The organism is Peribacillus sp. N1, from assembly GCF_054600815.1.
Map to the genome: position 1 here is coordinate 50,889 of NZ_BAAHZO010000013.1, position 6,189 is coordinate 57,077.

General features: G+C 41.4%; 7 protein-coding genes. All 7 read left to right on the forward strand.

Annotated features, from left to right (window positions below; translation table 11 throughout):
* Window positions 1-95 precede the first annotated feature (95 nt).
* Window positions 96-1,022, forward strand: a complete 927-nt coding sequence (cysK, locus tag ACYP5M_RS26065; protein WP_095394505.1) for a cysteine synthase A — start codon at window positions 96-98, stop codon at window positions 1,020-1,022.
* A gap of 160 nt (window positions 1,023-1,182) precedes the next feature.
* The gene (gene folP / locus ACYP5M_RS26070) at window positions 1,183-2,019 is read left to right on the forward strand and encodes a dihydropteroate synthase (RefSeq protein WP_459735707.1); all 837 of its coding nucleotides are present in this window, start codon (window positions 1,183-1,185) and stop codon (window positions 2,017-2,019) included.
* A gap of 1 nt (window position 2,020) precedes the next feature.
* Window positions 2,021-2,380 carry a dihydroneopterin aldolase gene (gene folB, locus ACYP5M_RS26075; RefSeq protein WP_101225929.1) on the forward strand — a complete coding sequence of 120 codons (360 nt, stop codon included), beginning with the start codon at window positions 2,021-2,023 and terminating at the stop codon, window positions 2,378-2,380.
* A gap of 2 nt (window positions 2,381-2,382) precedes the next feature.
* A complete protein-coding gene (gene folK / locus ACYP5M_RS26080; protein ID WP_101225930.1) occupies window positions 2,383-2,910 on the forward strand; it encodes a 2-amino-4-hydroxy-6-hydroxymethyldihydropteridine diphosphokinase in 528 nt (175 codons plus the stop codon).
* Window positions 2,862-3,074, forward strand: a complete 213-nt coding sequence (locus ACYP5M_RS26085; protein ID WP_101225931.1) for a helix-turn-helix domain-containing protein — start codon at window positions 2,862-2,864, stop codon at window positions 3,072-3,074. Before folK ends, ACYP5M_RS26085 begins: the two co-directional genes overlap by 49 nt.
* A gap of 22 nt (window positions 3,075-3,096) precedes the next feature.
* Entirely contained in the window at window positions 3,097-4,095 is a 999-nt protein-coding gene (gene dusB, locus ACYP5M_RS26090) for a tRNA dihydrouridine synthase DusB (protein ID WP_101225932.1), read from the forward strand.
* 187 nt (window positions 4,096-4,282) lie between these two features.
* A complete protein-coding gene (gene lysS, locus ACYP5M_RS26095; protein ID WP_202190663.1) occupies window positions 4,283-5,782 on the forward strand; it encodes a lysine--tRNA ligase in 1,500 nt (499 codons plus the stop codon).
* Window positions 5,783-6,189 lie beyond the last annotated feature (407 nt).

Sequence of the window (6,189 nt, forward strand, 5' to 3'; positions counted from 1 at the left end):
TTTAATCATTGACAATGAACTATTAAAACTGGTAACTTTAAAATTATAAAACCAATAAACATACTCGGTATTGAAATGATAAGGGAGTGGAGAAAATGGCACGTATAGCTAATTCTGTAATCGATTTAATTGGACAAACACCTATTGTTAAGTTAAACAAGCTTCAAAATGAAAACAGTGCAGATATTTATTTGAAACTTGAGTATTTTAACCCAGGCAGCAGTGTAAAAGACCGTATCGCCCTTGCGATGATCGAAGCGGCAGAAAAAAATGGTACCCTTAAGCCAGGTGATACGATCATTGAACCTACAAGCGGAAATACTGGAATAGGTTTGGCAATGGTAGCTGCGGCAAAGGGCTATAAATCAATTCTGGTTATGCCGGAGACGATGAGCTTGGAACGCCGTAACTTGCTTCGCGCATATGGGGCGGAATTAGTTCTTACTCCTGGGCCTGAAGGAATGAAGGGTGCAATCGCAAAGGCGACTGAGCTGTCTAAAGAAAAAGGTTACTTCATTCCACAGCAATTCGAAAACGAAGCCAACCCTGAAGTACATCGGAACACTACAGGCCCTGAAATCGTTGAAGCCTTTGGAGATGAAGGCCTGGATGCATTCGTTGCCGGAATCGGTACTGGCGGAACCATAACAGGTGCCGGTGAAGTCCTGCGTGAAAAATTCCCTGACATTAAAATTTACGCTGTTGAACCTGCGGACTCTCCAGTATTATCGGGTGGTACTCCAGGACCCCATAAAATCCAAGGAATCGGAGCAGGCTTCGTTCCTAGCATTTTGAATACAGATCTCTATGACGAAATCATTCAAGTAAATACAGAGGAATCATTTGATTATGCCCGCCGCGCAGCAAAAGAGGAAGGAATCCTTGGCGGTATCTCTTCTGGAGGCGCAATTGCAGCTGCCATTAAAGTGGCTGACAAACTGGGTAAAGGCAAAAAGGTCCTTGCCATCATACCGAGTAATGGTGAACGCTACTTAAGTACACCATTATATAACTTTGAGTAAGACAGACACTAAATGAGAAGCGAAGTTCCTATGGGGCTTTGCTTTTCTTTTTGTAGCAAAGTATGCAGAAGTATCCCTGATTTTCATGGAGCTTGCACTATACCTATGTAAATGGGTAAACTCGTATATATAGATTTCTTTAGGCGAAGGAGAACGTTGGATGTCATTAGCAGGAGCACCAAAAATAAAATGCGGTTCATTTGAATTGGATTACAGCAAGAAAACCTTAATCATGGGGATTTTGAATGTTACGCCGGACTCCTTTTCGGATGGCGGAAAATATAATCGGATAGATGCTGCTTTGAAGCATGCCGAACTAATGGTCAACGATGGGGCGGATATATTGGATGTAGGCGGTGAGTCAACCCGTCCTAACTATGAGAGGATATCGGATGAAGAGGAAATAGAGAGAGTCGCCCCAATAATTGAGGCGATATCGCGTAATATTGAGGTTCCAATATCGGTCGATACGTATAAATCAAGAGTTGCAGAAGAGGCGGTAAAGGCAGGAGCCCATATATTAAATGATATTTGGGGAGGTAAAGCTGATTCCTTGATGTCAAAGGTTGCAGCGGAATATAAGGTGCCGATTATCTTGATGCATAACAGGGATAATATGGAGTATGGACATTTTGTCCGGGATGTACTTCAAGATTTATTCGAAAGCATCATATTGGTAAAGGATGCGGGAGTCAAGGATGAAAACATCATTCTCGATCCAGGTATTGGATTTGCGAAAGATTTAAAGTTTAATTTGGAAATGATGAGGAATCTTGATAAGCTGGTATCATTAGGTTATCCCGTGCTGCTGGCGACATCGAGAAAGTCCATGATTGGCCATGTTCTGGACTTGCCGCCTAGTGAGAGGATGGAAGGCACTGCCGCTACAATTTGCCATGGAATTCAACAAGGCTGTCAGATGGTTCGTGTACATGACGTGAAGGAAATGGCCCGGGCTGCAAAGATGATGGACGCTCTATTAGGAAAAGGTGAATGAAATGGATAAGATATATGTGAATAAGATGGAGTTTTATGGTTATCATGGAGTTTTTCCGGAAGAAACGAAGCTTGGTCAGCGGTTTAAAGTGGACTTAATCGTTCAGACTGATTTAGCCAAGGCTGGGAAGAGTGACAAGCTTGAAGACTCGATCAACTATGGCGAGTTATATGAAGTGTGTAAAAGTGTTGTTGAGGGAGAACCTTTTAAGTTAGTGGAAGCTGTCGCTGAAAAAATTGCCTCAGAACTACTTAATAAATATTCTTCCATCGAGACTTGCACCGTGAAGGTTTATAAACCAGATCCCCCGATAGCAGGTCACTATGAGTCGGTTGCTATAGAGATTGTAAGGGGACGCTGATTGTGATAAATATTGCTTACCTTTCAATAGGGTCGAACTTAGGGGATCGCCTTGAAACATTCCAAAGAGCTTTCCAATTATTGTCTGAGAATCCGCATATCAAGATGATGGCCTGCTCTTCTTTATATGAAACAGACCCGATAGGATATGAAGACCAGGACTGTTTTTTAAATGCTGTTCTTAAAGTGGAAACCGATTTAGAACCCGAAGACTTACTTAACGCGTGTATGAAAATCGAACAAGATCTAGGAAGAAAAAGGGAGATTAGGTGGGGTCCCCGTACTATAGACCTTGACATTTTGTTATATAATCAAGAAAATATTGAGACAGAGATTCTTTCAGTCCCGCACCCTCGTATGCACGAGAGGGCTTTTGTTATCGTGCCTTTAATGGAAGTGGACCCTGATATATCACTTCCGCAAATGGATGCACCTTTGAGCGACCTGCTTGAACAGATTTCGGATAAAGAAGGAGTTCGATTATGGAAGGTGAAAAATGGGGAAGGCGTATTCGCGCTTTTCGAAAGTTAAAGGGTTATACCCAGGAAGGGTTTGCGAGGGAAATAGGTGTTTCCGTTTCCTTGCTGGGAGAAGTTGAACGAGGGAACCGCAACCCTTCAGAAGCATTTTTACTGGAAGTGGCGGAAATTCTTCATGTTTCCATTGAGGAGCTTCAGCCACCTGACGATAAATGAAAGAATGTTATAGGAGGTCAACGTGTTAAAAATAGGCGATATAGAAATGAAGAATCCGGTAGTGCTGGCACCGATGGCGGGAGTCTGCAACTCGGCATTCCGCTTGACCGTCAAGGAATTTGGTGCTGGTCTTGTTTGTGCGGAGATGGTCAGTGATAAAGGAATCGTTTTACAAAATGCTAGAACGATGAATATGCTTTATATAGATGAAAGAGAAAAGCCGTTAAGCTTGCAAATCTTTGGCGGTGAAAAGAAATCTTTGGTCGAAGCTGCACAATTTGTAGATAAAAATACAAATGCTGATATCATTGATATCAATATGGGCTGCCCTGTTCCTAAAATCACTAAATGTGATGCGGGTGCGAAGTGGCTTCTCGATCCAAATAAAATTTATGAGATGGTTTCAGCGGTGGTTGATGCCGTTGAAAAGCCGGTAACGGTTAAAATGCGCATTGGCTGGGATGATGAGCATGTTTTTGCGATTCAGAATGCTCAGGCTGTTGAACGTGCAGGCGGTAAAGCCGTTTCCATGCATGGCAGGACACGAGTTCAAATGTATGAAGGAAAAGCTAACTGGGACATCATCCGTGAAGTGAAGAAGTCGATTAATATTCCCCTTATCGGTAACGGTGATGTGGAAACTCCACAGGATGCGGAAAGAATGCTGAAGGAAACGGGTGTTGATGGAGTCATGATCGGCCGTGCAGCCCTAGGTAACCCGTGGATGATTTACAGGACTGTAAAATATCTAGAAACCGGTCAACTTATGGATGAACCTTCAGTTCGTGAAAAGATGGACGTTTGCGTGCTTCATATGGATCGACTGATTGCGTTGAAAAATGAAAATGTAGCAGTTCGTGAAATGCGTAAGCATGCTTCTTGGTATTTAAAGGGTGTTAAAGGGAATGCTCAGGCTCGCAAAGGAATTAATGTTTGTGAAACAAGGGAAGATGTTGTAAATCTTCTTTATGGACTTGTTGATGATATTGAAGCGAAGCAACAAAATATCCAAATGGTCTGATGTTTGACATTACCTTCCTATTTTCCTATAATACGCTTATCTTAACTGCCAGTAATCCTGGCAGTTTTTATATGTATATAAACAATGTTTTAAGATAAAAAGCTGTTGAATTCCTTTACTTTATGTAAGAATAAATATGTATGCAAAAGAATTTTTGATTAATTATATAAGGCATTTATTAATAAAGATGGAGATGATTTTCGTGAGTCATGAAGAATTGAATGACCAACTGCAGGTAAGGCGCGATAAAATGCAGGCCATGATTGATAATGGACAAGACCCTTTCGGGAGCAGATTCGAACGCACACATAACACTCAGGAGATAATCAGTGCTTATGGTGGATTAGAAAAGGAAGAGCTTGAAGAAAAAGAAATTGAAGTTACGATTGCTGGCCGTGTCATGACGAAGCGCGGAAAAGGGAAAGCGGGATTTGCCCATATCCAGGATATTAGCGGCCAAATCCAAATCTATGTCCGTTTGGATAACATAGGGGAAGATTCTTACCAAATTTTCAACCAAACAGATCTTGGTGATCTCGTTGGGGTAACTGGCGTTATCTTCAAAACGAAAGTTGGGGAACTTTCCATTAAAGCTAAAGAGTATGTGTTCCTTGCTAAGGCGCTTCGCCCGTTACCTGATAAATTTCACGGCTTGAAGGACGTTGAAGAGCGCTATCGTAAACGTTATGTCGATTTAATTACAAATGAGGAAAGTAAAAATACGTTGATCATGCGCAGTCGTATTGTACAAGCCATGAGACGGTATTTGGACGATCATGGATACCTTGAAGTGGAGACGCCGCTATTGCACTCTGTTGCTGGTGGAGCTGCTGCACGCCCTTTCCTTACTCACCATAATGCCTTGGATATGCCTTTGAATTTAAGGATCGCCATTGAACTGCACCTAAAACGCTTAATTGTCGGCGGATTGGAGAAAGTTTATGAAATTGGCCGGGTTTTCAGAAATGAAGGAGTGTCCACACGGCACAATCCTGAATTCACATTGATCGAATTGTACGAAGCTTATGCGGATTACCAAGATATCATGAGCTTAACGGAAAACCTGATTGCCCATATAGCTCAAGAAGTTCTTGGGACGACGACCATCCAGTATGGGGAGTATGAGATAGAGTTGAAACCGGAATGGAAACGACTTCACATGGTTGACGCTGTAAAAGAATATACTGGTGTGGACTTCTGGACTGAAATGAGTAAAGAAGAAGCCCAGCAGCTTGCTAAAGAAAATGGGATTGAAGTTAAGGAATCCATGGAGTTCGGCCATATCGTAAATGAATTCTTTGAACAAAAGGTCGAAGATAAGTTAATTCAACCTACATTCATCTACGGGCATCCAGTGGAAATCTCTCCTTTAGCAAAGAAAAATCCGGAAGATTCCCGTTTCACAGATCGTTTTGAGTTATTCATTGTAGGTAGGGAGCACGCAAATGCCTTCACTGAACTTAATGATCCCATTGATCAACGTCAACGCTTTGAAGCTCAATTGAAAGAACGAGAGCAAGGTAATGATGAAGCTCATGAAATGGATGAAGATTTCTTAGAGGCATTAGAATACGGAATGCCGCCGACAGGCGGACTGGGAATTGGTGTTGACCGTTTGGTTATGCTATTGACCAATTCTCCTTCTATACGTGACGTCCTGTTATTCCCTTTAATGAGACATCGCTAATATAAGCAAAAATGAGTTTTGATTGCAGGGCCGAATTCGGATAGCCGGGATCATGGGCGTAGCTCTTGATCCTGGTAAGTCCAATTCGGTTTTTGTTTTTTAATTATAATTTCATGTCTTTCAATACAGTGGATTCTAGGGTTTATAAGAAAAACAACATTATCTCAAAAAAACTTTATAAAAGGTATTGCGCAGTTAACGTAATGGTGTTATATTTATATCTGTCGTTACGAACGAGTTGCAAACAGATTACAAACTTTAAAAAGTTTTAAAAAAGTTGTTGACTTGCAGTAATGAAAATGTTATTATAAATAAGCTGTTCCGAAAGACATTGCTCTTTGAAAACTGAACAAAACAAAGCGCCAACGTTAAATTTTAAGTGAGCACACACTATCAAAAAAGCAAAT